This window comes from Halobacillus sp. B23F22_1 (assembly GCF_043497005.1).
Lineage (GTDB): Bacteria > Bacillota > Bacilli > Bacillales > Halobacillaceae > Halobacillus_A.
Genome location: NZ_JBIEKE010000001.1, coordinates 314,240 through 338,824, shown reverse-complemented (window position 1 = coordinate 338,824; position 24,585 = coordinate 314,240). Strand labels below are relative to the sequence as shown.

The 24,585-nt window shown below is 41.0% G+C and carries 14 protein-coding genes; 2 read left to right on the top strand and 12 right to left on the bottom strand.

The genetic code is table 11. The features are described 5' to 3' along the window. Positions 1–16: 16 nt before the first annotated feature. Positions 17–4,594: a glutamate synthase large subunit gene (gene gltB / locus ACGTNH_RS01695; protein ID WP_394584591.1), complete on the bottom strand. Its 4,578-nt coding sequence runs from the start codon at positions 4,592–4,594 to the stop codon at positions 17–19. 376 nt (positions 4,595–4,970) lie between these two features. On the opposite strand from gltB, the gene ACGTNH_RS01690 reads away from it, so the two are divergent. Next, a complete protein-coding gene (locus ACGTNH_RS01690) occupies positions 4,971–6,020 on the top strand; it encodes a DmpA family aminopeptidase (RefSeq protein ID WP_394584589.1) in 1,050 nt (349 codons plus the stop codon). Between the two features lie 43 nt (positions 6,021–6,063). Here the strand turns inward: ACGTNH_RS01690 and ACGTNH_RS01685 are convergent, their stop codons facing one another. The 5 genes from ACGTNH_RS01685 to rpoN form a co-directional block, all read right to left on the bottom strand. Further along, positions 6,064–7,704 carry a high affinity choline transporter 1 gene (locus ACGTNH_RS01685; RefSeq protein WP_394584586.1) on the bottom strand — a complete coding sequence of 547 codons (1,641 nt, stop codon included), beginning with the start codon at positions 7,702–7,704 and terminating at the stop codon, positions 6,064–6,066. Between the two features lie 103 nt (positions 7,705–7,807). Further along, positions 7,808–8,368, bottom strand: a complete 561-nt coding sequence (gene cudC, locus ACGTNH_RS01680) for a choline uptake/conversion transcriptional regulator CudC (RefSeq protein ID WP_394584584.1) — start codon at positions 8,366–8,368, stop codon at positions 7,808–7,810. Positions 8,369–9,074: 706 nt separating this feature from the next. Further along, positions 9,075–9,950: an EamA family transporter gene (locus tag ACGTNH_RS01675; RefSeq protein WP_394584581.1), complete on the bottom strand. Its 876-nt coding sequence runs from the start codon at positions 9,948–9,950 to the stop codon at positions 9,075–9,077. A 22-nt stretch (positions 9,951–9,972) separates the two neighbouring features. Next, positions 9,973–10,872, bottom strand: a complete 900-nt coding sequence (gene purU / locus ACGTNH_RS01670) for a formyltetrahydrofolate deformylase (protein ID WP_394584580.1) — start codon at positions 10,870–10,872, stop codon at positions 9,973–9,975. A 35-nt stretch (positions 10,873–10,907) separates the two neighbouring features. After that, on the bottom strand, positions 10,908–12,167 hold the full coding sequence (gene rpoN / locus ACGTNH_RS01665; RefSeq protein ID WP_394584579.1) for an RNA polymerase factor sigma-54: 1,260 nt from the start codon (positions 12,165–12,167) through the stop codon (positions 10,908–10,910). Positions 12,168–12,411: 244 nt separating this feature from the next. Here rpoN and ACGTNH_RS01660 point away from each other — a divergent pair, with 244 nt between their 5' ends. Beyond that, entirely contained in the window at positions 12,412–13,623 is a 1,212-nt protein-coding gene (locus ACGTNH_RS01660; RefSeq protein ID WP_394584578.1) for an NAD(P)/FAD-dependent oxidoreductase, read from the top strand. A 737-nt stretch (positions 13,624–14,360) separates the two neighbouring features. On the opposite strand, the gene ACGTNH_RS01655 is transcribed toward ACGTNH_RS01660, so the two are convergent. The 6 genes from ACGTNH_RS01655 to glgB form a co-directional block, all read right to left on the bottom strand. Then, the gene (locus tag ACGTNH_RS01655; protein WP_394586105.1) at positions 14,361–16,271 is read right to left on the bottom strand and encodes a glycoside hydrolase family 13 protein; all 1,911 of its coding nucleotides are present in this window, start codon (positions 16,269–16,271) and stop codon (positions 14,361–14,363) included. A 30-nt stretch (positions 16,272–16,301) separates the two neighbouring features. Further along, positions 16,302–18,740 (bottom strand): glycogen/starch/alpha-glucan phosphorylase, encoded by a 2,439-nt coding sequence (locus tag ACGTNH_RS01650; RefSeq protein WP_394584577.1) that lies wholly within the window; start codon positions 18,738–18,740, stop codon positions 16,302–16,304. A gap of 21 nt (positions 18,741–18,761) precedes the next feature. Beyond that, positions 18,762–20,192 (bottom strand): glycogen synthase GlgA, encoded by a 1,431-nt coding sequence (gene glgA, locus ACGTNH_RS01645; RefSeq protein ID WP_394584575.1) that lies wholly within the window; start codon positions 20,190–20,192, stop codon positions 18,762–18,764. Between the two features lie 77 nt (positions 20,193–20,269). Beyond that, on the bottom strand, positions 20,270–21,376 hold the full coding sequence (gene glgD, locus ACGTNH_RS01640) for a glucose-1-phosphate adenylyltransferase subunit GlgD (protein ID WP_394584574.1): 1,107 nt from the start codon (positions 21,374–21,376) through the stop codon (positions 20,270–20,272). Between the two features lie 11 nt (positions 21,377–21,387). Further along, entirely contained in the window at positions 21,388–22,551 is a 1,164-nt protein-coding gene (locus tag ACGTNH_RS01635) for a glucose-1-phosphate adenylyltransferase (protein ID WP_394584572.1), read from the bottom strand. Then, positions 22,548–24,461, bottom strand: coding sequence for a 1,4-alpha-glucan branching protein GlgB (gene glgB / locus ACGTNH_RS01630; protein WP_394584571.1), 1,914 nt, complete (start codon positions 24,459–24,461; stop codon positions 22,548–22,550). The genes ACGTNH_RS01635 and glgB overlap by 4 nt, the downstream gene beginning before the upstream one ends. Positions 24,462–24,585 lie beyond the last annotated feature (124 nt).

The window sequence follows — 24,585 nt, the reverse complement described above, 5'->3', positions numbered from 1 at the left end:
TCCCCTCCTGTTGATATTAGGCTTTAACCGGTTCCTTTGTGCCTTCTTCAAAGGCTGTCATTTCAGCGTCAAATTTATCTAAACCGCTCTCTCTAAGCACTTTAATACGTTGTTGCATAGTCAAATACGTTTCAGGGATGACTCGTTTAAATTTAGGAAGCATCTCTTCCCATTCATTTAAAATACGCTGAGCTTTAGGACTCTTTGTATATTCAACATGCTGTTGAATCATTTCATACAGATCTGTAATTTCTTCATCCTCTTCTAACAAGTCGACATGAACAAGTTCTTTATTGATCTTTTGATCGAAGGTGTTCGCTTCATCTAAAACATAAGCGACTCCACCAGACATACCAGCTGCAAAGTTACGTCCTGTCTCTCCAAGGACTACTACTTTACCACCTGTCATATATTCACATCCGTGGTCACCTACACCTTCAACAACTACTTCTACCCCGCTGTTACGTACACAGAAACGTTCACCGGCCAGTCCATTCACATAGGCTCTGCCATCTGAAGCGCCATAAAATGAAACATTACCTACGATGGTATTTTCTTCAGGAATAAACGTTGATTTACGAGATGGATGAACGATAATCTTACCACCTGAAAGACCTTTTCCAACATAGTCATTGGCGTCTCCGATTAATCGAAGCGTCATTCCTTTAGGGATAAAGGCGCCAAAACTCTGACCGGCTGAACCTTTAAAGGTAAGACTGATTGTATCTTCATCTAAACCTTTCTCTCCGTAGCGGCGAGTAACTTCGCTTCCAAGTATAGTTCCCGTAACACGGTGAATGTTTCGAATCGAACCTGTGCCTGTAACCTTTTCACCTTTTTCAAGTGCATTTTTACACATAGGCAGAAGTTCTTCTTTATCAATCGTTTTCTCTAAGCCGTGATCTTGTTTCTTCGTAGCATATCGTCCTACGCCTTCTGCAACTTCCGGCTTGTAAAGGAGGGCAGACAAGTCGACTCCTTTTGCTTTCCAATGATCAATGTCTTCATTTGTCTGGAGGACATCTGTACGGCCGATCATTTCATTTATTGTTCTAAATCCTAATTCCGCCATAATTTCTCTAGCCTCTTGAGCAACAAAACGCATAAAGTTTGCTACATGTTCAGGGTCACCTGCGTATTTCTTTCTAAGCTCCGGATCTTGAGTGGCGATACCTACAGGACAAGTATTCAAATGACACACACGCATCATTACACAGCCCAGGACCACTAAAGGAGCTGTAGAGAATCCGTATTCTTCTGCGCCTAACAAAGTAGCGACAACTACGTCTCTTCCTGTCATCATCTTCCCGTCCGTTTCGACAACAATACGATCACGCAGTCGGTTTAACAAGAGCGTCTGATGAGTTTCAGCAAGACCGATTTCCCACGGAAGACCGGTATGCTTCAAGCTCGTTCGAGGTGCTGCACCTGTACCGCCATCGTACCCGCTGATAAGCACCAGATCTGCACGCCCTTTAGCTACACCAGCCGCAATTGTTCCTACGCCAACAGCCGATACAAGTTTTACACTCACCCGAGCACGCGGGTTGGCATTTTTCAAGTTATGAATTAACTCCGCTAAATCCTCGATTGAATAAATATCGTGGTGTGGCGGTGGCGAAATGAGCTCAACACCTGTGGTCGAACCACGGACCTCCGCAATCCACGGATAGACTTTCTTACCTGGAAGGTGACCGCCTTCACCTGGTTTAGCCCCTTGGGCAATCTTAATCTGAATCTCATCAGCGTTGACAAGGTAATGACTTGTTACTCCAAAGCGTCCGGATGCTACCTGCTTTATAGAGCTGCGTCTGGAATCTCCATTTTCGTCTTGAGTGAAACGATCAGGGTCTTCCCCGCCTTCACCAGTGTTACTGCGTCCTCCTACACGGTTCATAGCTACAGCCAGGGCTTCGTGAGCCTCTTGACTTATCGAACCGTAGGACATAGCACCTGTCTTGAATCTTTGACAGATATCTTCAACAGATTCTACTTCATCAATTGGAATCGAATCCCGTTTCTTAAATGAGATAAGACCGCGCAAGGACTGCAGGTTATTCGTTTCATCCGTCAGCATCTTAGAATAAGACTGGAATAAGTTATAATCGTTTGTCCGGCACGCGTGCTGGAGTGTATGAATGGTTTTTGGGTTATACTGATGATCTTCTCCCTTTGCTCGATACTGATAGTCGTCGCCGGGATCTAGTGTTTTCTCGCTCTTACGTTCATTTCCATAAGCATTATCATGTCTCATCAGAACTTCTTTTTCAATCATATCCAGTTTAATGCCGCCTAATCGTGATGCCGTTCGAGTGAAGTAACGATCAATCACTTCCGGGTGAATACCTACAGCTTCGAAAATTTGGGCCCCTCGATAACTTTGGATCGTTGAGATCCCCATTTTAGAAAGCACTTTAATCACCCCATCGGTAACGGCGTTTACAAATCGGTTAACCGCAATATCTAAGGAGTCAACGTCAAGGTCTTCTTTATTAATAAGATCTTGAAGAGATTCGAAAGCAAGATATGGGTTAATTCCTTCTGCTCCATAGCCAAGCAATGCTGCAAAGTGATGGACTTCACGCGGTTCGCCAGACTCTAAAAGGATACTGACTTTGGTTCTTGTGCCTTGACGAATTAAGTGGTGGTGCAAACCAGACACTGCAAGTAAGGCAGGGATCGCAGCATTCTGCTTATTTACGCCGCGGTCAGAAAGAATCAATAAAGTGGTTCCTTTATTCACTTCTTCATCTGCTTTCTTAAATAGATCCTCCAAAGCCTGTTCCATTGAATTTTCTTTTGCTTCAAACAAGATCGAAAGCGTCTGAGACTGAAAGCCTTCCACGTTTTGTTGTCTTAATGCTTCTAATTGATCATCGCGTAATACAGGACTTTTCAGTCGAATCTTTCTACAGCTGTTCGGCTGAGGATCGACTAAGTTTCCTTCTGCTCCAATTGTCGTTTCTACCATTGTAATAATTTTTTCACGAATCGCATCAATAGGCGGGTTCGTTACCTGTGCAAACAGCTGTTTAAAGTAACTGTACAGCAGCTGCGGCTTCTTAGAAAGAACAGCCAGCGGAGAATCATAACCCATTGACCCTACCGGATCTTTACCGTCTGATACAAGCGGCTTCAAAATCTTGTTCAATTCTTCTGTTGTATAGCCAAATGCCAGCTGATGATCAATCAGGTTTTCGGCAGACTTCTCCTGTTGATTCGCAGGTTTTGGTAAATCCTCAAGATCCATCTTATATTCTTCCAGCCATTTTCCGTAAGGCTCTTGGTTTGCAATATCAAGCTTAATGTCTTCATCCGGAATGATTTCTCCCTTTTCCAGATCCACTAAGAGCATTTTTCCTGGATGCAGACGATCTTTGTATAAAATGTCATCAGCAAAGATGTCCAAAGCACCTACTTCTGATCCAAGTACAATCATCCCGTCTTTCGTTACATAATACCGCGCAGGACGCAGTCCATTACGGTCAAGGCATGCTCCAATCTGCTTCCCGTCTGTGTAAGCTAATGCAGCCGGACCATCCCATGGCTCCATTAGACAACTATGATATTCATAAAAGTCTTTCTTCTTCGGGTGGATGGAAGCATCATTTGCCCAAGGTTCCGGCACCATCATCATGGCTGTATGCGCCAGAGAACGACCGGATAAGTAGAGGAATTCAAATGCGTTGTCAAACATAGAGGAGTCACTACCGTTGGAATCGATAACAGGTAAGAGCTTCTGTAAGTCTTCGTCACTGAAATGTTCTGATTTGCAAAGTTCCTGCCTTGCTCTCATCCAGTTCACATTACCTCTAAGTGTATTGAATTCTCCATTGTGTATGGTAAATCTATTTGGGTGCGATCGTTTCCAGCTTGGAAATGTATTCGTACTAAATCGGGAGTGCACTAGTGCTAGTGCTGTTTTAAAATCCGGGTGATTTAAGTCGATATAAAATGAGTCCAGCTGTTCAGGTACGAGCATTCCTTTATAGACGATCGTGCTTGACGAAAGACTGCTGATGTAGAAATCATCATAGCCTTCCATTCTTGCGATTTCGATTTCTGCACGTTTACGAATGATATATAAACGGCGCTCAAGTTCCATCCGATCATTAATCCCTTGAGCCGGCTCGATAAATGCCTGACGAATGAACGGTTTCGTTTTCTTGGCATCATTCCCTACGAAAGAATCATTAATGGGAACTGTACGCCATCCTAGAAAGTTCTGCCCTTCTTCGGCCACAATTCTTTCAAAAATCTCCTTACAATGCATACGAGTTTCGTGGTCCTCTGGTAAGAAAACCATGGCTACTCCATATTTACCTTCCGGAGGTAATTCAATATCTTCTTTTTCACATTGTTTCTCGAAAAAGTAATGTGGGATTTGAGTCAGGATCCCAGCCCCGTCTCCAGTGCTGATATCTGCAGCCTGGCCCCCACGGTGTTCAAGGTTACAAAGGATAGTAATGGCATTTTCGACAATGCTATGTGATTTTGTTCCATTAATATTAGCAAGCATTCCGATTCCACAAGCTTCATGTTCATTCTCAGGATGATATAATCCTTGAGGAATTGGATATCCATTTTTTTGCATAGTGGTTCCCCCTCATCTACTCATTCTTGAAGTCTGCAAGCAAAAGTGACAAAATTCTGTTTTTTTCAGTTTGATAACAGTATAGCATGAAGAATAGCACTTTTCACGCTTAAATAGCGGTAGCATAGGGATTTTCGCTTAGTTTTCAGATAATTCCATCAAATTAAAAAAGGCTGTAAATCCTTGCAATGAATGGAGTTTTCTAAAAGTGCAATTATAATGTAAGCGTAACCATTTTTTCTTGAAAAAAATTTAGATTGAAAGATTTTCTAACAAGAATTTTTCTTTAATCTTCCATTTTATGCACGATATTCACCCATTTTTGTATAACCTTACACTGTTATGCAAAAATGAAAAAAAGGAGGCTGCTTACATAATGAAACGATTGAGAGATTATGACATTAAAATTGGTCAAATGCCCACTGGCAGACAAAATCTAATTACAGATGTAAACGGAGTGGTTGTAGGCCACTCCACTCTAAGTAAAGGGGATGTACAAACAGGGGTTAGTGCGATCCTTCCTCACCGTAGGAACCTATTTAAGGAAAAAGTTATTGGATCCTGCCATGTAATTAATGGATTTGGAAAAACTATGGGCTCTGTGCAGTTAGAGGAGCTGGGAACAATTGAAACTCCTATTATTCTAACAAATACACTTAGTGTGGGAGCAGCAGCTGATGCTGTGATCGACTATACGCTAAGAACAAATGCAGACATCGGCCGATCTACAGGTACCGTAAACCCAGTTATCGGAGAATGTAATGATATGGTTTTAAACGATATTCGCAAGCAAGCCGTTAATAAGGAACATGTTTTAGCAGCTATTGAAAATGCAGCTTCATCGTTTGAAGAGGGGTCAGTCGGTGCGGGGACTGGTATGGTTTGTTACTCTCTTAAAGGAGGGATTGGCTCATCATCCCGACTCATTCCATTACCTCATGGGACCTATACAATAGGTGTTTACGTCGTGACCAATTTCGGGCACTTACAAGACCTCACCATCAACGGCAACAACATAGGTCAAAAGTTAAATCACTTCCTGCATCAAGAGGAAGAAGCAGATAAAGGCTCCATTATGTTAGTTGCAGCTACAGACTTACCAGTTACAGACCGCCAGTTAAAGCGAGTCCTCAAGAGAAGTGTAATAGGTCTGTCTAGAACAGGGAGTATGATCTCAAATGGAAGCGGAGATATCGTAATTGGATTCTCAACCGCAGCCACTATACCTCATGAAAAGCCAGATGACTTACTGCACCTTGCCTATCTACATGAGGAAGAGCTGGACCCCGCATTTAGAGCCATCGGAGAAGCCGTTGAAGAAGCCATCTTAAATTCTTTAATAACTGCCGACTATATAATAGGAAGAAACAAAAACGAAAAACCCACGCTATCCTATCTAATGAAAAAATACAACATGCTGCTTTAAAAGCAAAAAGATGCCAGCCCTTAAGTGAGCTGACATCTTTTTATTAGTCTGAAGCCTCTTCTTTATCAGATGGAAGAATTAAAGGTTTAGGCTTACATTTGGTTTTCGTCAATTCGGATACAATGAAAATAAATACGAATGCCGCAATACAAGCTAATGTCCTAAATGGAAACAGAACAATACCTTCTGGATCTATCATTGGATAAGGCAGAAAAGCCGGAAGACCTAATGCGGGTTCTCCTCCACCTAATCGCAGGAAAAAAGCAACGGCAAATCCTGCAATGGACCCGTATAAATTAGCATTTTTATAGAACAGGGCCATTGTAAGTTGTGGAAATAAAATCGTATAGACTAAATCGGACGCTAAATACCATAACGTATATACACTTTGCACATTCAATGCAATAATCATTGCACCTACACCTACAAGGATAATCGTACGCTTAATGACCTTTTTCAACTTATCCTGACTTGCTTTAGGATTAATCAATGGACGGTAGATATTCCAAGAAGCCATAGAAGATGCAGACAGGATTGATGAGTCCATAGAGGACATAACAGCGGCAGCTAAAGCTCCCAGTCCAATCGCTGATACAAGCTCAGGTGTTAAATATCTTAAGACGTGCGGCAATACTACGGAAGCATTTTCAGGACTTGGCAGACCCATTCCTGCCCAGTCAATGTTATATCCTACAACTCCGATAATGACAGCTGGAATTGCTGCGATTATACAAATGATACCAGCTGTAATGGACAGCCACATAGCTGTTTTCTCATTTTTAGCAGAAAGAACACGCTGGAAATAAACTTGCCATGCAATACCGCCAAATATTAAGAGCAATGCATAATCAATCCAGTTCCAGTAATAATCGCCCCAGTCAGGATGATTCCACCCGTCCAATGGTGGAAATAAATTAGCATAAGAGCCCATCTCTACTGAGTAGTTCCCCCATGCTGATTCTAATCCGCCTACGTGTCCAAGTGTAAATGGAATAACTAAAATGAGACCTATTAAAAGGACAGCCATTTGGAAAACATCTGTATATGCAACAGCCCACATTCCGCCTGCTACAGTGTAAGCAATGGCAATAATACCTGACAAAATAATAGATGTAGTAAAATCAATGTTTAATATAGTGCCGAAAGTGGTTCCTAAAGCTGTAAGAATAGCCGCGCTCCAAAACATTTCTCCCAATAAAGCAGGGATATATAGAATTCCGGCCATTCGCTTCCCAAAGCGTTGATGCAAAGGATCAAGAATAGTCATAAATTCGTAACGGCGCATTTTTCTAGCATAGAAAATACCGCCAATAATTAAACTGAGCGCATAACCCCATGGGGCTTGTGCCCAAACAAGTCCGTCGCTGTAAGTAAATTCTGCCGTCCCATTCACATAACCTCCGCCTACCCAAGTAGCGGCCATAGTGAACATTGCGACACCAAGGGGGATGCTGCGCTTGGCAACCATCATATCTGAGAGGGAATTTGATTTTTTTGTAGCGTAGAAGGCTCCTACATAATAAACAAGAGCGTAGAAAACAATCATTGCAATAAATCCGCCATAATGGATGTTATCATTCGTTATAAAAATATAAATCATAAACAAGGCAACTACAGTTCCAAGAATTAATGCTGCTGCATTCTTTTTTAAGAATGACTGACTTTGATTTGTCTGTTCTGTCATCGACTTCACTCCTATTTTCTTGTTGTTTTCTGAATATTCTGTAACTTATAGAAGGCGGACGTCTCCTTAAAAATAACCACAGGTTATTTTTGGAGACTCATATTTAGTTTTTTTCTTCGTCTTCTATAGGGATAATCTCAAAGATTTCTCCACTTTCAATAGAGGCTACCATCTTCTGCAGCCAATGGTAGTAGGGCTTAGAAGCTTCCATTTGCCTGTAGATCAAGATTGCTTCTTCCCGCAAATCCTCTTCTACATCAGGATCTTCAATAAGATCATGCAACTCTCGCTGTGCTTTTTGAATGGCATCTAAATTAATTTTTGCTTCCCTTAACCATTTCTTTGAAAAAAAGTTGGCGAAAAACTGGAAGAAATTCTTCTCTGCCACGAAGGTTTGTCTACGAGTACCTTTTCGAAAAGTTTGCTTCACAATATCATAATCCTGCAACTTCTTAACTCCAGTACTCATGCTTGGTTTACTCATTCCGAGCTTTTCACGCATTTCGTCCAGCGTCATGTCTTTTTCAAAATACATTGTCCCATACAGGTTTCCTGCACTTCGAGTGACACCGTATAAATCCATCGTTTCAGCAATAGAATCAATGACCAAAGACTTCGCTTTTTCTATTGAATCTCTTGCCTGGTCTTCATGTTGGTTCGACATTTACGACCTCCTCCAAACCAATCTTATTAATTTCGTTAAGTTTTTTCTTTACAAACTTATCTTAACGAATAATCTCAGTATGTCAAAAATATAAAAAAAATTAAAACCGCCCCAAAGCCTATAACGCCATAGGCTATACACGAATTTATTTTTTTTTAGCTTTGACAATATATTTTCAAACTGATATTGTAAAATTCATTAAAAACGTTAAGTTTTTTCTTAATATTTTTTATAGAAAAAGATATAAATACACAGCTTGTTACACTCATCCGCCGTATTATTCAAATCAGTTGAAAAAGTAGGAAAAGAGATTCTAATTAGATATTTAAAAATCAGAATTCACAGTATACAAGCAATCATTATCCGTCTTGAGTTATACCGGCAGGAATTAGAGGAGGACAAATCAAAAAAATAAGAAATTACTTATTTGAATAAGTAATTTCTTCGGAGATTTAGCTGTTTTATTTGGAATAATCGAATTTAGAGAGAGTCAGTTACGTATATCAAAACAGCTTAAACACATTCACCTGTACTTGGAGTGAACGAATGCTTCGGTGTTTTACTATGAAGTTATAGCAGCAAAGGTACTCCGTGCCATCAAGTTTGAGGCCTTAAGATCTCCCTTTTTTATAAAAAAACTGCCCCGAACGATCCGCTCAGGGCAATTTACATATTTCATAGGATAGTGTCGATATTTCCCGGGAAATCATGCAGCTTTTGAAATAACCGTTTTTCGAGGCACAGATAAGACGGTTAATCCTCCTAAAATCAGTGCAATCCCCACCCACGATAAAAACGAAAACTCTTCTCCTACTAAAAAGACACCTAAAATCGCTGCTGTTAAAGGTTCAGCTAAAGAGAGTGTTACAGCTGTTGAACCTTGTACTTGAACCAGGCCTCTAGAAAACAAGAGATAAGCAAATCCCGTTGCTAACACACCGAGATGAAGACTTACAATGATTCCATTCTCGTTAAATACCCAGCTGCTGTCAAAGATGAACAATAGAGGAGAAAGCATAATCGCACTAGATAGAAAAACTATAGCCGCTACAGAAATCGAGGAATCAGATTTGACCAGCTTTTCACTGAGTAAGGTATATCCGGCAAACGACAGCCCTGCTCCCAGCGCAAACAAAATGCCTAAAGGATCAATAACTACATCTCCACTGTTTATGAATAGCATTATACACCCCATAACGGAAAGAAAAGTGGCTCCCCACCAGCGTATCGATTTTCTCCGTTTCCTTACGACCCAATCTATAGCCCCTGCCATAATTGGTGCGCTTCCGATGCCAACCACTGTCCCTATAGCTACTCCTGTCATACTGACTGCAGAAAAGAAAAATGGCTGGTAACAAGCCATACAAACAGCTGCCATCAGCACATATCCCAAGGATAATTTTTTAAATGATAGTTTATTTAAAGCGATAGCTGTTAAAGTTAAGAATGCACCACCTACGGCTAATCTCATAGCGCCTACCGATATAGGGTGACTATTGTCCAGAAAAGTCTGTGCCGTACCTGTTGTTCCCCATAATACAGCAGCTGATAAAACCATGAAGAAAGGAATTTTCTTTTTCAAACAACCACCCCGCATGCTTCAATTAAAAAACAATCGTTTTATTTTCATGTACAATCAATCGATCCTCCAGATCCCACTTCACTCCACGTGCGAGTACAATTCTCTCTACAGAACGCCCCATTTTCTTAAGGTCATTCACACTGTCTCTGTGATCCACACGAACGATATCTTGTTCAATAATCGGACCTTCATCTAAATCATTCGTAACATAATGAGACGTCGCCCCGATAAGCTTCACTCCACGATCGTACGCTCTTTTATGAGGGTTGGCCCCAATAAAAGCAGGTAAAAAAGAATGATGAATATTTATGATTTTAAAAGGATGTGCAGCCACAAAATCGGGCGTAAGAATCTGCATATAGCGTGCGAGTACAATCAAATCGATATCGTACTCCTTAAGTAATTTAAGCTGTTTCTCCTCTACTTGCTTGCGTATGTCTTTATTCGATGGGATATGGAAAAACGGCAGCCCAAAAGATTCTACTAACTCTTTACAATCCTCATGGTTACTAACCACCATTTTAATATCGGCAATTAAATCACCACTCTGCCACTCAAGCAGCAGTTCACGTAAACAATGCAGCTCCTTAGAAACAAAGATAGCTGTTTTCTTAACGTCATACGCACCTTTTAGTGACCATTCCATATTGAACGTTTCAGCTATGACAGCAAAATCTTTTTTTATTTCTTCCTCAGCTTCAGGAAGTCTGGAAGATTCAAATTCTATTCTCATAAAAAACTTTCCGTCCTGTGGATCTGTTGTATATTGGCTTGACTCAATAATATTCGCATCATTTTTATGCAGAAAGTGAGTGACGGATGAGACAATTCCCGGTTGATCAGGGCACTTAATAAGTAAACGTCCTGTTTGTTTGTTTTTCTCTTTATAGGCTTGGATTTGTTCTTTCGGATATGATTTCATGATGATTCTCCTTTTCTCATGTGGCCTCAAAGGGCTTACGTTAATTTTCTTTTTGGTGAAGAAGGGATTTTTAATCTTTCACGGTATTTAGCCACCGTACGGCGAGATACCTCAATTTTATATTCGCTTCTCAATTCCTCGGCTATCCGTTGGTCTGATAACGGTTTACGTTTATTTTCCTGCATAATCAACTTTTCAATCAATTCTTTTACATACCTGGAGGATACCGTCTCCCCTTCTTTGGTTTCAAGACTAGAAGTGAAAAATTGATCTAACCGAAAGAGACCATATGGGCTTTTCACGTATTTATCCGCCACTGTACGGCTGACCGTTGACTCATGCATCTCAACTTCTTCTGCTACTTTTTTTAATGTTAAAGGAGTAAAAGGACCTTTCTCCTTTGCATCTAAGTATCCGGTTTGCTTATCAATAATAGCTTGGGCCACTTTCAGCATGGTGAGTTTACGCTTTTCTATGCTGCGTATCAGCCAATTCGCTCGTTGATAGCATTGCTTTAAAAATTCCTCCCCTTCTTTATCTACCTTTTGACTATATGAAGTAATGTATACGCTCGGTTCGCCCCGCCTGTTTAAAGAGGCGGTGTACGAACCATCGATGTATTTCACAGTAAAGTCAGGCACAATATACGATTCACTGGGAGATAAAGGAAGCAACGGTCGCGGCTGGAGCGTTTTTACGTACTGGATAGAGGATTGAACGTCCTCAACCGAAACAGCTAATTTATCGGATAGCTCTTGTAGATAGCCAGCCGCTACTTCAGGCAGATAATGTTGAATAATCTTTTTAGTAATCTCGTTGTTATGATCACTCTCTTGTACTTGAAAAAGCAAAAACTCCTTAAAATCATAGCAGCCTGCTCCATTTGGTTCCAGCTTTTTTAACTGATTACGCAATTTCTCAATTTTATTAATATCTAATTGAAGACGATCAGCCAGCTGTTCATCTCTGTATGGTAAAAAGCCTTGCTCATCTAAGGAATCAATGAAATCGTTGAGCGTCCTGTAGTCTGAAGGGGCTAACAACAACATTTTTGCCTGCTCCAGCAAAGATTGTCTCCAGTCTTTTGAAACCTGTGGATAATCTTCAACCGTAAACTCTTGTGGATCGGGACCGCTCCCTTGCCCTTCAAGCTCTAATAGAGGATTCTCCATAGCTTGTTCTTTTATGAATTCATTCATCTCTTGATGAGAATATTGGAGCAAAGATATAGCTTGACGAAGCTCCTTAGTCATTTTCAACTGAGTGGTTTGCTTTTGATGTAAGCCAAGCTTCACTTTTTCCCTCCTCCACCTTAGAGTTATCTCTTATTTTCCTTGATATGATCGTATTTTTCAAGGATGACCGTACTTTTTTCAACGCTCCCCCTGCCTTACTAGAAGACAACCAGTCTCGTCGTAATAGATATGATTATAACAATGTACTCCTCCCTTGTTATAATGTTATTGTATGAAAATTCGAACACGGATGCCTTGAGTAAATGATTATAGAAAACTTCTCTAGAAAGGTGGATGTCAACAAGTGAGTAATAAACCAAAAATTCTCGTTCTAGGTGCAGGCTATGCAGGGATGATGACAACTAAAAGGCTTTCTCAGCAGCTCCGACCAGATGAGGCGGATATCACGTTAATTAACAAGCACAATTATCATTATTTAACAACGTGGCTGCATGAGGTCGCAGCAGGGACCACAACGCCAAATAGTTCAAGGGTAATGATCAGCGATGTCATCAATACAAAACGCGTACAGCTGCACTTTGATTCAGTTGTCGAGATTAAGAAAGATGAACAGCGCGTTATTCTAGAAAATGGAGAGCTCAGCTATGATTATTTGGTCATTGCTTTAGGTTTTGAAACAGCAACCTTTGGCATCCCCGGAATTAAAGAACATGCACTAAAAATTGAAAATATTGATAGCAGCCGGCACATTCGTGACCATATAGAATTTCAATTCGCCCGGTACAGCAGCGGGGCTGAAAAGAGTGAGGATGCTCTTAACATCTTAGTAGGCGGAGCTGGTTTTACAGGAATTGAATTTGTCGGAGAACTGGCAAAACGTGTGCCTGAACTATGTAAAGAGTACAATATCGATCGTAAGAAGGTCCGTATTATTAATGTAGAAGCCGCTCCTACTATATTGCCGGGTTTTGACGATGATTTAGTGGAATATGGACAAAAATCATTAGAAGAGCGAGGCATTGAATTTAGAATCGGCGCGAAGATCCAAGAATGTACAGAGGATGGCTTTATCATTGGAGAGAATTACGAAGAGATTAACGCCGGTACAGTTGTGTGGACGGGCGGCGTACAAGCTAATCCAGTGGTCGGCAGCTCAGGCTTTGACATTATAAAAGGCAAGGTGACCGTAAATAATGACTTGCGGGTGCCTAATTATGAAAATATCTTTATCATCGGGGACTGTTCCTGGGTAATGGATAAAGAAAACGACCGGCCCTTCCCGGCTAATGCGCAAAGCGCAATTCAAGAAGCAGAGACTTGCGCCACAAACGTTAAAGCTCTTATACGTAAGGAGTCTCTACAAGATTTCTCTTTTGATTATAAAGGGACTGTGGCTTCTCTTGGAGGAAGCGATGCGATGGGTACCATTTTTGACGATAAAAAGCTTTACGGCAAGAAAGCCAAAGCTATGAAGAACGTTATTGATGACCGCTATTTATTTTTAGTGGGCGGACCTAAGCTCGTTCTAAAAAAAGGGAAAGTGAAATTCTTTTAAATTTGGCAAGGAGGAAATCGTCTTATGAAAAAATTTTTTTGGCTGGTGACACTTCTATCTATAGCCGCGACTGTTCTTTATACAGCTGGTTGCCGTATATCAGAGGCCAACAGGGACTTTAGATAAACAAGACTAAAGCTGATACAAAATTGAATAAAACATAAAACAATTCGAACGATTCTACTAAAATCAGTTCGGATAATAGATACATTTGAAGCATAAGAAAGGTCAGCTCCCTTATCGGGTGCTGACCTTTTCAGTCTGTCAAAAAAGCTAAGATGTACTTCATATAAGTAGGAAGAAAGGAACAGGATTAAGCGCCGCTTTCCGCGGGGCAAGACGGAAAATCTCCTTGGTCTGCGACCTCCGGGGCTTCTCCTGTCCGCTCGTCCCGCAGGAGTCGGCACTTTTTCCGTTCCTTTAACCAAAATGGAATCTTGAAACCTTCGTAATGTGAATCCCCTTTTGCAAACACTGCTTTCACAGCTTGAGTAAATGATTTTCCCAGTGATCTATTTCGAAAAAGGGTTTGAGGAAACGGCGAGACTCCTGCGGGAAATGGGAATAAGGTGTGACCCCGGAGGGCTGATAAAGCCCGAGGAGGCACACCATTCGCCCGCGGAAAGGGAGTCGTTTCCTCAAACCCTTTACACTAGCTAATGCCAGGAATTTTACACTCTTTAAGGTTTCTCTACAAGCTGGAAAGGTCAGCTCCCTTATCGGGTGCTGACCTTTTATTAATGCATATGACGTAAAAGAAAACATTCAGAGGGCTGAACTTTTAATGTGAGCTGATCATTTTTTGTTTGAAAGATTCTCCGCTTATTATCTAAATGCTGCCATTTCCCTTTTCGGGCTGGAATGCTGACTTCTACTTCTTCATCCATGTTTCGATTCATTAGAAAAATGATATGCTCATCGTTTGCTTCATCCCCGAAATAATCAACTCCGTTAGCGGTCCATCGTTCAAAAGCAAATACATCCTGATGCAATTCAAGAGGCATCCAGCTGCCTGTGCGTAATGCTTTATGTTCTTTACGCCATGCGCCGATATTTTTATACCATGTCATAAGTTCATCTTCTTCTGCTCCCCAAGGGTAAGGTTTACGGTTGTCAGGATCTTCTCCACCCGTCAGACCTGCCTCATCTCCGTAATAAAGGGAAGGAACTCCCGGGAAAGCGTAAAGCCATAAACTAAGAGCTTTAACTTGCGCTTGAATAATTCCTGCTCTTTTTGCTTCCTCAATATTTACCGGCAGGAATTCATCAAGCATCGTTTTTATTCTCTCCACATCATGACTTGATAACATATTCATCAAAGCATAGAAATAGGGTTTCGGATAATGTTCACTTAAGGTCAATAAACGGCGGTTCACATAATAAGCGTCTACTTCACCTTTCATAAAATGAAGCATAAGGTCCCGCAGAGGATAATTCATTACTGAATCAAGCACTCCGCCTAAAAAGTAGTCTCTCCTCTTGCCGTAAGCTGACTTATTTGAAGCGTCTTCCCACACTTCTCCCAGCAGCACACTTGATGAATCTTCTTTCTTTAGCTGCTGATAGATTTGCTTAATAAGATCATCTGTCAACTCATCAGCTACATCCAGGCGCCAATGGTTTAATCCTGATTGCTGCCACGTTTTAATCACACTGTCCTTATCATGGATCAAGAAATTCTGATAGCTTTTATCTTCTTTATTCAAGGTTGGCAGTGTTCCTACTCCCCACCACGCCTCATATTCATCTGGATAATTATGAAACTGATACCACGAATAATACGGTGATTCCTTAGATTGATAGGCTCCAAGTGTGTCATATTCGTCTCTTTGGTTAAAATATTTACTATTGCTTCCCGTGTGACTGAATACTCCATCAAGCATAATTTCAATTCCACGTATCTTCGCTTCCTTGATCAAGTGTTCAAAATCTTCTTTGGTACCTAAAAGCGGATCAATTTTATGATAATCACCCGTATCATAGCGGTGATTACTCTCTGCTTCAAATATCGGATTCAAATATATAACCGTAACTCCAAGAGATTGAATATAATCCAGTTTCTTCGTGATGCCTTCCAGGTTGCCTCCAAAAAAATCCCAACGGACTACGCCGCCGTCTTCGTCCCTGATATAGTAAGGATCGTTTTCCCAATGAGTGTGCATTAAGCTCGACTTTGGCGCTTTCTTTAAGTCAGGTTCGTTCTCCCGGTAGAAACGATCTGGAAAGATTTGATACATCGTCGCGTGTTTCCACCATTTTGGTGTATCATATCGCTCATCGTATACTGTAATCTGCCAGGAGGGGGGGACTTGCTCATAAATAACCCCCTCCCCGCTCTCTTCAATGTTCACTCTTCCATAGTAATAGGTTGTATCTGTTGTAATAATTTCAAAGTAATACCAGACAAGCTGAGGCTCATCCGGCATCGCTACAACACCTTCGAAAGAATTGTACTGATGCTCCTCGCTATATAAATCCATCACCTTCGTGTGCTCTTGATCCGATTTATCTAAGATGTAATGAAGAACAACGCGTGACACATCGAGTCGGCTGTGAACATCAATCGTTAGTGTAACGTTAGAGCCCCGTGCTACAGCCCCAAAAGGCTCTCTATAATTTATATCAAAACTGTTATGGCAGATATCCATTTGTCTCACAAGAAGTCCTCCTTTTACGTCTTATTTTAGTATGCCGGTAGGCTGGATCTTCCAAATATCAGAGGCATATTCTTGAATAGTACGATCGCTTGAAAACTTACCTGAACGTGCAATGTTGATGAGACTCTTCTTATTCCATAGATTACTATCTTTATAATCTTTACCTATCCTGGCTTGCGTATCAATGTAACTAGCAAAATCCTTCAAAACGAAATATTCATCATTAAATGTAATTAGATTATCATAGATATCCTGAAACTCGGTTTCCCCTTTAGAGAACGGGCTGTAATGTATGAGTTGATCAAGAGTATGTCTGACACGATCATCCTGTTCGTATACTTGCCGCGATAAGTAATAGCCGTTTTTATAGTATTCCAGCACTTCATCAGAGCTTAATCCAAACGTATAAATATGGTCATCTCCGACGAGCTCATGAATTTCCACGTTTGCACCATCCATTGTTCCTAATGTAAGGGCTCCATTCATCATGAATTTCATATTACCTGTGCCTGAGGCCTCTTTACTAGCCGTAGAAATTTGTTCACTCACATTTGTAGCAGGAATAATCTTTTCAGCGAGAGATACAGAGTAGTTGGGCAGGAAGACGACTTTCATTTGTTGATTAACAGCTGGATCATTATTTACCACATCCGCTACGGTATGAATCAGCTTAATAACCTTTTTGGCAAAATGATAGCTCGGAGCAGCTTTTGCTCCAAAAATAAATGTGCGTGGTGTCATTTTATAGCGGCGGTCGGTTTTTAATTGATTATATAAGTGCATGATGTGCAAAGCATTTAATAACTGCCGCTTATACCCATGAAGACGTTTAATTTGAACATCAAAGATAGAGGCAGGGTCGATTTGTACCCCGGCATACTCTTTAATAAAAGCAGCTAGTTCTTCCTTCTTATGCTGTTTAATCCCATTTAACTCTTTAAGGAAGGAGCGATCATTTTTATATTGCATCAAGTCTTCCAGTCGTTCAGGTTCCTGGATCCATTGATCTCCAATTGAATCTGTAATCAGTTTCGATAAAGGTTCATTAGCATGAAGCAGCCAGCGTCTATGTGTTATACCATTGGTTTTATTATTGAATCGCTCAGGGAAAGTATCGTAAAAAATCTTCATTTCCCGTTTCTTTAGAATCTCCGTATGAAGCTTTGCAACTCCATTGATGCTGTGGCTACCCACTATAGACAGGTGCGCCATTTTCACAGATCCGTCTGCTACGATGGCCAGACTTGCGATACGGTCAAAATCTCCGGGATGCTTCTCCCATAGATATTGACAGAATCTTTCATTAATTTCTTCTATAATCATATAAATGCGGGGGAGGAGTGAACGAACCAAACCTACCGGCCAAGTCTCTAAAGCTTCGCTAAGTGTGGTGTGATTCGTGTAGGAAACGGAAGCCTGCGTGATTTCCCATGCCTCTTCCCAGCCTAGTCCATGATTATCCATTAATATACGCATTAATTCAGGTATTACGAGGGCAGGGTGAGTATCATTGATGTGTAAAGCAGCATGCTCTGGGAACGATGCCAAAGGCAGGTTTAACCGTCCAAAATTGCGAACAGCACTCTGTACACCGGCAGAAACAAGAAAGTATTCCTGCTTTAAGCGGAGTCTTCGTCCATCCTCATGGGAATCATCAGGATAGAGAAATTCTGAGATTTCTTCCAAAGAACGCTTATGTTCAAGAAAATTATTAAAATCATCATCTTTTGAAGCTTTTACCAGCGTATCATGATCAGTAGCTTCAGCTGACCAAAGCCTTAACGTATTGACAGTATCATTATCATAACCTGCTACAGGCACGTCATATGGAACAGCGCGAACCTGCTCATAATGATCATGATGACATTCGAGGCGGCCGTCTTGCGCTCTTACCATATCTACCTCTCCACCAAACCGAACTTCCACTGCTTCATCCGGGCGGCGCACTTCCCAAACGAATTCTCTCGCCAGCCAGCGATCCGGCAGCTCAACTTGATAACCGTCAATTATTCTTTGATCAAACATCCCATATTTATAGCGAATGCCATACCCATGTCCAGCGTAGCCAAGAGATGCCAGTGAATCCAGGAAACAGGCAGCCAGACGCCCCAGGCCTCCATTTCCTAAACCAGCATCGTTTTCTTCTTCTTCTAACTCAGTTAAAGAAAAGCCAAGTTCATTTAAACCTTCTTTTACTAGAGATAACAATTGCATGTTTAATAGATTATTCCCCAGTAAACGTCCAATTAAGAATTCCATGGAAAAATAATAGACTTGCTTTTCTTTACTCTCCTCATACTGTCTCATGGTTTTTAACCAATTTCGGTTCATTTCATCCTTTACGAGCGAACCAAGGGCACGATAAGCATCAACCTCTGAAGCTGATTCTATTTTTTTGCCTAAATCGGTTTGCAGTCTCTCAGAAAACGCCTGCTTAAAATCTTCTTTATTACTGAACATAGGGTGTCCTCCCCTTCGCGCCTACTCTATTGCTGCTTCATACAATTCACTGTAACGATTAGCGGAATACTTCCACGGATACTGACTTTTGGCCATATTTTTAACAAGTTGTTTCCAACACTCTATATCTTGATAAAATGATATGGCATGGCGAATTGTAAACAACATATCGTGGGCATTATAGTTAGTAAATGTAAAGCCGTTTCCTTCTCCAGTTTTCTCGTCAAATGATTGCACCGTATCAGCCAGACCACCTGTCTCGCGAACGATAGGAGCAGACAAGTAGCGAAGGGCTATAAGCTGACCGATACCACAAGGTTCAAAACGAGACGGCATTAAAAACAGATCGCTTGCTCCATAAATTTGACGAGATAAATCTTCATTAAACATGATATTCGCGGACAACTTATCCGGATACTTGGATTGTGCCCATTGGAGCATGTGTTCATACTCAGCTTCCCCTGTTCCCAGAACAACGATTTGAACATCTTCTTGCTCTAACAGATCCTCAAGGACTCTTCCCACTAGATCAAATCCCTTCTGTTCAACAAGGCGGGAAACGATTCCAATCATGGGGACATCTTTACGTACAGGTAAGCCAAGCTTTTCCTGCAGCCACATTTTATTTTGAGACTTTTTCAAAAGAGAGGTTCTAAAAGGAAAAGGCAGACTTTCATCCTTCATTGGGTTAAATGCTTGATTATCAATCCCGTTGACAATACCTGACAATTTGTCTGATCTTTCCCTAAGTACTCCATCTAGGTTTTCCCCATAATAAGGTGTTTGAATCTCATTTGCATAAGTTTTACTAACAGTTGTAATATGGTCGGCAAAATTCAGGGCACCTTTCATGAAATTGATGTTCCCGAAAAATTCTAACCCTCCTGTAGTCATCATATTCCCGTCGAAGCCAAGTAAATCATATAAAACGTCATCTGGATAAATTCCTTGATATTTTAAGTTGTGAATGGTAAAAACAGTTTTCATATCCTGAAATAAAGGATCGTTTCCATAGTGTGTATGCAGTAAAACCGGAATTAGACCCGCTTGCCAATCGTGGCAGTGAAGCACATCCGGCTTCCAGTCCATTTTTCGTATCATTTCCATAATCGCTTTGTTAAAAAAGACAAAACGCTCAGCTTCATCATCATACCCATACAAATTGGAACGCTTAAAATAATATTCGTTATCAATAAAATAAACGTGAATTCCATTATGTTCGATATATTGAACACCAGCATATTGGTTGCGCCAGCCAAGTTCAACGTTAAAGGTATGAATCGTCTCAAGCTGAACTTTCCAATCATCACTCATCGTTTCATACTTTGGAAGCACAACTCGAACATCATGCCCCTCTTCCTTTAAGGCATGCGGCAAAGAACCTAGTACGTCCGCCAGCCCTCCAGTTTTAATAAAAGGTGTACATTCAGATCCAATCATTAATATATTCATTCATTTTCATCTCCTTTTTCACATTAAACAAAAAAGGCTGCCAGAAACGTACGTTCAGACAGCCTCCTTTATCATATTTACATCGTTTTACTTTTCGCAACGACAAAAGGCTTTTCAGGTGCGCCTATAAGTGTGCGCCCGGACGAAATCGTACAGTCTTTATCAAGAATCACGTTCTCTAAAACCGCATTCTCCTCGATTTCACATCTCTGCATAATTATAGAGTTCTTAACGACTGCTCCCTTTCCTACCTTCACCCCTCGAAATAGAATGCTGTCCTCAATGTGACCGCCGACGACGCAGCCGTTGGCTACAAGCGTATTTGTTACATTAGAAGAACGAGCATATTTCGAAGGTGCTTCATTTTTAATTTTTGTATAGACAGGTGATTCTTCTTTAAACAACTCATCATGAGCGGAACGGTTTAATAATTCCTTACTGTTCCGGTAATAACTTTCCACGGAGTTAACCAGCGCATGACTACCTTCATATTCATAGGCATTAATATGAAGGTCTGGAAGTCTTCCTTTAATTCCATCAAGGAAAAAGTGAGAACATCCGTGAGCAATGCAATTTTCAACTAAATAATAAAGATAGTCTTTCTCGATGATATACATGTCCATGTATACATTAGAGCTTTGTTGATCATTATGAATGGAAACAACTCGATTGCTATCGTCAAGCGTCAATTTATGAGCAAGGTTGTGCTCCGGCTGAAGATCACGTACTTTTTTATAAACAACAGTGACATCGGCTCCCGACGCTTTGTGAGACTCCAATACATCCCGGTAATTAATATTACAAATGTTTTGTGAGCCTGAAACGACAATATAATCAGCTAGAGTTCTTTTGATAAAATCAATATTGTTATGAAAATGCTGTAAATCCCCTCTTGAAAGATCAGTAGGATCATTCCAGTCAGGCGGTAAAATAAATAAACCGCCGCGCTTTCTGTCCAAATCCCATGCTTTCCCTTGTTCCAGATGATCCATAAGGGAACGATACTTGCGCCGCGCAAATACAGCAACTGATTCGATGCGGGAGTTGGTCATGTTAGAGATAGTAAAATCTATCATGCGATAGCGGCCAGCAAAAGGAACTGCTGCTCCGCATCTAAAATAAGTTAGTTCTTCCAGCAGATCTTGTTCATGATCAAGGTTTATTATTCCGGCAATACGGTCCATATCATCACCCCTTACTTAATAATTGTGGCATAACTTGACGCCATTACACTGCCTTCTTCAGCCACTAACGTAATTTGACTATCCGGGCTAGCGTCTCCGATCACAGCATTATCCTCAATAACGCTGCCCTCTGAGATAATGGCGCGATGAATTTTTACATTTTTCCCTATTTTAACGTTTGGCATTATTACTGAATCTTTTATGACCGCACTGTCTTCGACGTGCACACCGTAGAAAATAACGGACGTATCAACCGTGCCATAAATGCGGCAGCCTTCATTAATCAGTGCATTACGGACGGTAGCGCACGGCGCAATGTATTGGGCAGGTTGATTAGGGTTTTTCGAGTAAATACGCCACACATGATCACTTAAATTTAACTCAGGCTCCTCTTTTAGAAGATCCATGTTTGCTTCCCACAAGCTGTCGACTGTGCCGACATCCTTCCAATACCCTTCAAATTTATAGGCGTGAAGGTGTTTTCCATCCTGAAGCATTGTCGGTATAATATCTTTCCCGAAATCATGAGAAGAGCTTTCTTTCTGTTCGTCTTCAAGTAAATATCTCTTTAATACTTCCCATTTAAAGATATATACCCCCATTGAGGCCAGGTTACTAAGTGGAAACTCAGGCTTCTCATCAAACTCTATAATTCTTCCATTATCGTCTGTATTCATAATTCCAAAGCGGCTGGCTTCATCCCATGAAACAGGAATAACGGAAATCGTAGAATCAGAATCCTGCTCGATATGCTCATCAAGCATGGCCCCATAGTCCATTTTATAAATGTGATCCCCTGACAAAATCAACACGTGTTCAGGTTCATAACGATCTAAGAATTCTATGTTTCGATAAATAGCGTTGGCTGTTCCTGTGTACCAGCCGCCGCCTTCAGACTGCATGAATGGAGGCAGTACAGAAACGCCGCCATAACTGCGATCAAGATCCCATGCAGACCCAATACCTATATAATTATTCAATATTAGTGGTTCGTATTGAGTGAGGACGCCCACGGTATCGATCCCAGAGTTCGAACAATTACTGAGAGGAAAGTCGATAATTCGATACTTGCCGCCAAAATATACGGCAGGTTTAGCAATTTTCTTCGTTAATGATTTTAGTCTTGTACCTTGCCCCCCTGCTAGGAGCATGGCTACGCATTCTTTACCTTTCATTCATTTTCCTCCTTTGGTGAACAAGTTCTTTTTAAAAAGCTGACGGCAAGAGGCGGGATTGTCATAGCTACATGCTGGTCTTGACCTTGCCACGGTTCATTTACCGTTTCTAAAGCCAATCCATTTGTCTGACCTGAACCCCCAAAGTGGGCTGCATCGCTATTAAAGATCTCTTTATAATGTCCAGTTTTAGGGACGCCCACCTTATAGCCGTGATAAACCTCTGGAGTGAAATTACAAACAACAATTAACTGATCCCCATCTTTCCGGCTGTTTCTCCCAAAGGAGACAATGCTTTGTTCGTAATTGTTAGGGTCGATCCAGAAAAACCCTTGTTCGTCATGATCCAGCTCCCATAAAGCCGGCATGTCGTTGTACAATTGGTGGAGCTGTTTGACATACTTTAATGTGGAAGCATGCGATTCATAATCCAGCAGCTCCCAGTCTAGATCTTCGAGATCTTTCCATTCATCGAATTGTCCAAACTCTGTCCCCATGATGAGCAGTTTTTTACCGGGATGAGCATACATGTATGCTATAAAAGCTCGTAAGTTCGCAAATTTCTGCCAATAGTCGCCCGGCATTTTGTTTAAAAGAGATTTCTTCCCATGAACAACTTCATCATGAGAGATTGGTAGAATAAAGTTTTCAGAAAAAGCGTAGAAAAAGGAAAACGTAATGAGATGATGATGGTGCTTTCGATGAATTGGATCCATTTCGATGTACTTCAGCATGTCATTCATCCAGCCCATATTCCATTTATAGTTAAAGCCAAGTCCTCCTAAATAAGTCGGGGAACTTACTTGAGGCCATGAAGTCGATTCCTCCGCCATCATAAGGGTGTCAGGAACTTCTTCAAAAATGGCTTCATTCAATTTTTTAATAAAAGCAACGGCTTCTAAGTTTTCTCTTCCACCGTATTCATTTAATTCCCATTGACCGTCTTCTTTGCCGAAGTCTAAATAAAGCATACTAGCCACGGCATCTACTCTTAGACCGTCCAGGTGGAATTCTTTCAGCCAATAAATAGCATTTGATATTAAAAAACTTTGGACTTCATTTCTTCCAAAATCAAAAGTCAGAGTCCCCCATTGAGGCTTTTCTGCCTTTATAGGATCTTGATACTCATATAAAGCTTCACCATCAAACCTTCGTAAGCCGTGCTCGTCTTTACAAAAATGAGCCGGAACCCAATCGAGTATGACTCCTATACCATTTTGATGGCATTGATCTACAAAGTAACGAAAGTCATCCGGCGTACCGTAACGGGAAGTTGCAGCAAAGTAGCCTGTGGTCTGATATCCCCAAGAACGATCAAAAGGATGTTCTGTTATGGGCAGAAGCTCGATATGTGAGTAACCCAGATCCTTAACATAAGGAATGACCATATCTGCATATTCCCGATAATTATAATAAACTTCTGTTTCAATATTTTTCCACGAACCTAAATGCAGTTCGTAAATGGAGATTGGAGATTCATAGATATTTATATTCTTACGCCTGTCCATCCACTGTTCGTCATTCCATGAATATTGATTGAGAGGATAAGTCACTGAGGCCGTATTTGGGCGCAGCTCACTAGAAAAGCCATAGGGATCGGCTTTTAGCCTCAAATGCCCATGTGGTGTTAAGATTTCGTACTTATAAACCGTTCCTTCTGTAATCTCTGGTATAAATCCGTACCAGATGCCATTTTCATTTAGCTTTTTTAACCGATGGCTGGTGCCATCCCAATTGTTAAAATCGCCTACAACGCTTACTTGCCTAGCATTCGGTGCCCAAACGGCGAATCGATAGCCTTCCTCACCGTTTTCTTCGTGGGGATGGGCGCCGAGGAGCTGATAGCTATAACGCAAATTTCCTTGATGAAATAAATAGAGATCGTGTTCAACAATTGTTTCGTTTAACACGCCATCACCTCCTTATGTCTGTGCTTATTATTAAGCATAAAATGTTACGGAACCGATTACAATTAATTTCTTGCAAAAAGTTCTGAAAATTATGAGTTATTTTGTCGAACCATGTATGACAACG

What these genes read in the sequence shown, in the direction of transcription:
- ACGTNH_RS01685 (WP_394584586.1), bottom strand. Translation starts at nt 7,704, where the DNA reads ATGACAGAACAGACAAATCAAAGTCAGTCATTCTTAAAAAAGAATGCA.
- ACGTNH_RS01650 (WP_394584577.1), bottom strand. Translation starts at nt 18,740, where the DNA reads ATGTTCAGTAATAAAGAAGATTTTAAGCAGGCGTTTTCTGAGAGACTG.
- ACGTNH_RS01655 (WP_394586105.1), bottom strand. Translation starts at nt 16,271, where the DNA reads ATGGATATCTGCCATAACAGTTTTGATATAAATTATAGAGAGCCTTTT.
- glgA (WP_394584575.1), bottom strand. Translation starts at nt 20,192, where the DNA reads ATGAATATATTAATGATTGGATCTGAATGTACACCTTTTATTAAAACT.
- gltB (WP_394584591.1), bottom strand. Translation starts at nt 4,594, where the DNA reads ATGCAAAAAAATGGATATCCAATTCCTCAAGGATTATATCATCCTGAG.
- purU (WP_394584580.1), bottom strand. Translation starts at nt 10,872, where the DNA reads ATGAAATCATATCCGAAAGAACAAATCCAAGCCTATAAAGAGAAAAAC.
- ACGTNH_RS01690 (WP_394584589.1), top strand. Translation starts at nt 4,971, where the DNA reads ATGAAACGATTGAGAGATTATGACATTAAAATTGGTCAAATGCCCACT.
- glgD (WP_394584574.1), bottom strand. Translation starts at nt 21,376, where the DNA reads ATGGACCGTATTGCCGGAATAATAAACCTTGATCATGAACAAGATCTG.
- ACGTNH_RS01635 (WP_394584572.1), bottom strand. Translation starts at nt 22,551, where the DNA reads ATGAAAGGTAAAGAATGCGTAGCCATGCTCCTAGCAGGGGGGCAAGGT.
- cudC (WP_394584584.1), bottom strand. Translation starts at nt 8,368, where the DNA reads ATGTCGAACCAACATGAAGACCAGGCAAGAGATTCAATAGAAAAAGCG.